Annotated in this window: 1 protein-coding gene and 2 pseudogenes; 1 reads left to right on the top strand and 2 read right to left on the bottom strand. The window is 66.6% G+C overall.

Annotation, left to right across the window (positions count from 1 at the left end):
- Positions 1 to 277 precede the first annotated feature (277 nt).
- Positions 278 to 580, top strand: a pseudogene (locus AQI95_RS44110) (ATP-binding protein); the annotation flags it as partial.
- Positions 581 to 1,790: 1,210 nt separating this feature from the next.
- Here the strand turns inward: AQI95_RS44110 and AQI95_RS44105 are convergent.
- Together AQI95_RS44105 and AQI95_RS44100 are read right to left on the bottom strand one after the other, a co-directional pair.
- Positions 1,791 to 2,162 (bottom strand): annotated as a pseudogene (locus tag AQI95_RS44105) (transposase); the annotation flags it as partial.
- Positions 2,163 to 2,194: 32 nt separating this feature from the next.
- Positions 2,195 to 3,366 (bottom strand): IS3 family transposase gene (locus tag AQI95_RS44100; RefSeq protein ID WP_107121928.1). Its coding sequence is split into 2 segments (ribosomal slippage): positions 2,195 to 3,102 and positions 3,102 to 3,366, totalling 1,173 coding nucleotides; the frame shifts between segments, so codons are not numbered across the junction.
- Between the last annotated feature and the right edge of the window lie 62 nt (positions 3,367 to 3,428).

Here is a 3,428-nt window from a genome sequence, read left to right as displayed (position 1 = left end):
GCACTGTGGGCTTCGGCCACAACCACCCCGCCCACCTCGGTCAACCTGTCCAGCACCATTCCCACGGCATCCGGGAACAGCACGTCCTTCAGCGCGGACAGAACCCCCATGACCAGGGAATTCCCGCAGCCAAACATGTTGCCGAGAACGACACGTTCGTGACCGTCACGAAATTCCGCCCAGACCCTTGAAAACGGCCGGGGCTACTCCTCGCCCCATTCGATCCAGTTCTCAACGGACTGGGGAAGTTCAGCGAGCAGCAAGCCGTCTGGCTTCAAAGAAGCTGACCCGCACCATCGCCCGTTACGGCCGCGTTGACCTGCTCTGTCTGGACGAGTTCGGCTATCTCGACCTGGACAAGGCTGGAGCCAAACTGCTGTTCCAGATCTTCACCGAGCGGGAGGAACGGCGGGCCATCGCGATCGCCTCGAACGCCCCGTTCTCGGAGTGGAAGCAGACCTTCACCGATCCCCGTCTCTGCACGGCGATCGTCGACCGGGTCACCTTCAACGCGCACATCGTCGAGACCGGCACCCAGTCCTACCGGTTCGCGCAGAGCCAGAAGAAGCGCCGTTGCTGACCTGCACCAGCAACTGTTTCGGGCCCGACCGTCGTGTCCCAGTGCCGGCCGCACCATCGCCCGTTCTCGTCCAGTCGCCGCGGTCACCGGGCGGTCCGCGACCTGAGTCGAGCCGGGTCGGCAACCCTCCACGCACCTGTCGGGGGCGCGCTGGCGGAGGTCCACCGAGGCTTCAAAACTACCGTCAACACCCCCCACCCCCGGCCAGCGGAACCACCCGATCGAAGTGGGGCCAAATCACCTTGCTACAGGGGCGTGAATCACACCGCCACACGCCCCCTGCGACCCGCCGCTGGGGGCAAAACAACTCCGTGCACTGGAGCCAAAACAAGTGCTTACAGACATGGGTGCTGTACTCGCTGCACCGGTTGATGTGCTCGGTCAGGTAGGGCGAGATGCGGGCCAGGTCCTCCGGGAAGTCCGGCGAAACAGATCAAGCCCCTAATGCTGCGGGCGGTGCCGCCGCCGGGGGGACCAGCGGCGGCACCAGATATCGAGCGTGCTGCTCGACCGCGCACGTCACAGGGCGTGGGAGGGCCTCAGTGCCAGCGGCGCTTGCCCGCCTTTCGGCGCGCCGACTACTGATACCTAAGCGTCTGTGGACTTGTGGAGCAAGCGAGAGCACCGCAAGCCGGTTCATATTTCAACTACTGAAATGGTTCGCCTGCGCGATTTCACTACATGGAATGCGGTGGCGGAACCAATCAACGTCTGTCGTGCCGTCGTGGAGGAGCAGCGTTCCGTGCCCGTTGTGGTCGCTGCGTGCCCCGGCACCGCCGGGCCGGGCAGCTGTTGCGCCGCGTCAGCGCTGCGGGCGGGAGTGGGCCTCGGAAGGAGTGTGACGGCCTGCACCCGTCGGACGGGGCGGCCAGTCGCTGGCTGCCGTCGTCCGGTTACGGCGGCGTGCTCTCAGCTATTCGGCTCGAAGACCAGAAGGAAGAAGCGGGTGCCCGGGCTGCCGTAAGGCTGTGCCGCGCACATGGTGACACTGCCCAATTGAGAGGGCGCATGCCGCTTGCAGCAACGGTCGCGGTGGTCGGCGTGTCCCTGAGGGCTCGTGTAGCCGGCGTGCCGCATAGGGCGGGTATCGCCGTCAGGGTGGGTGTAGGCGATGCTGTGATCCCGGTAGATCGAGGGTCTGCTGCAGGTTCGGGTGACAGGTTGACCTGCCCCACCTCTCAGGTTCCAGTTCTGGTGGCTACTGAGGTTTTCAGGGTGGGGTCGGGGGTGCGAGGGTCAGGCCCGTGGCGGTTCGGCAGCCGTCGATGAGGCGGGGCCGGAGCTGGATTCTGCGTAACTCGCGGCGGAGTATGCGGTCGAGGTCGTCGGGTGTGTCGAAGGCAGTGTTGGCCATCGCTCTGCGCACGAGTGACCAGACGGCCTCGACGGGGTTCAAGTCGGGTGCGTAGGGCGGCAGGCGGACTGTGGTGAGCCAGTCATGCTCGGCCTCGTACCGTTTCAGCCCGGCGGCCAGGTGGGTGTTGAGGTTGTCCCAGACCACCACGATCGGGCCGTCGAGCTGGATGTGTGCCCGCACCAGCAGGTCGAGGTAGTCCTTCCAGGAGAAGCTCTTGCGGGCACCGGGGCTTCCACCTTGATCGTGGACACCGGTTGTCATGCAGCGATGGCCAGCGTAGTTGATCTCTGTTCGAAGGCGACCGGCGCGAGGTAGCCGATCGTGGAGTGCCTGCGCCGGTGGTTGGAGAAGCCGAGCCAGCGGAAGACCGCGAGCCGGGCGGCTCGTTCGCTTGGCCAGCCGCGCCGGTCGGGAAGGATCTCCCGCTTGAGCGAGGCGAAGAACGACTCCGCGGCAGCGTTGTCCGCGGAGGTGCCGACCGCTCCCATGGACCGCCGGATCCCGGCCTGGCGGCAGGCGTCGGCGAACGCCTTCGACCCGTACTGAGCCCCGTGATCGCTGTGGAAAATGACGCCGTCCACCTGGGTGCCGCGAGTGCGGACTGCCGCGTTGAGCGCGTCGATGACGAGCTCGGCCCGCATGTGCTCGGCCATCGACCAGCCCAGCAGGCGACGAGAGAACACGTCGATGACAGTGGCCAGATAAAGGAATTTCCCGCCGGCGACGGGCAGATAGGTGATGTCACCGACCCAGGCCCGGTCGGGGGCGGACGCGGTGAAGTTCCCCCGAAGCAGATCGGGCACCGCCTGGGCGGCGGGGTCCGGGATCGTGGTGCGGTGCCGCCGCTTCAACCTCCGCCCCTGGATGCCGTGTTGGCGCATGAGCCGCTCGATGCGCTTGCGGTTCACCATCACACCGCCCGCGCGGAGTTCGGCGGTGATCCGCTTGGTCCCGTACGTCTTCCCGGACTCTGTGTGCACCTTGCGTATCCGCCGGGTGAGCGCGGCGTCGTCGGCCTTCTTCGCTGCGCGGGCCGGGGCGGTCTTCAGCCACCGGTAGAACCCGGACCGGGACAGATTCAGCACGGTGCACAGCCGCTTCACGCCAAAGGCGTCGCGATGGTCGGCAACGAACTCGAAGCGGCTCACCAGTTCGTCTCGCCCGCAAAATACTTGGCCGCCCGACGCAGGACGTCACGTTCCATCTCCAGCTCGCGGACCTGCTTGCGCAAGGCCGCGATCTCCGCGTCCTTCGCGGACTCCGCGACCGCCTCGGGCCTCTCGGCCTTCTCCGCGGCCTTGATCCACTGCCGCAGCGTCTCGTGGTTCACGCCGAGCTCGGCGGCGATGCGTGAGACAGGCCGGCCCGACGAACGGACCAGCGCCACCGCGTCGGCCCGGAACTCCGCCGGGTACTTGTGGGTCCCCACCCGGGACTCCTCTCCCTGGACTCAAGATCCAGTGTCGAGGTGTCCACGATCAAGGTGGAAGG

Source organism: Streptomyces yokosukanensis, from assembly GCF_001514035.1.
Classification (GTDB): domain Bacteria; phylum Actinomycetota; class Actinomycetes; order Streptomycetales; family Streptomycetaceae; genus Streptomyces; species Streptomyces yokosukanensis.
This window is presented reverse-complemented; position numbering and strand designations above follow the sequence as displayed.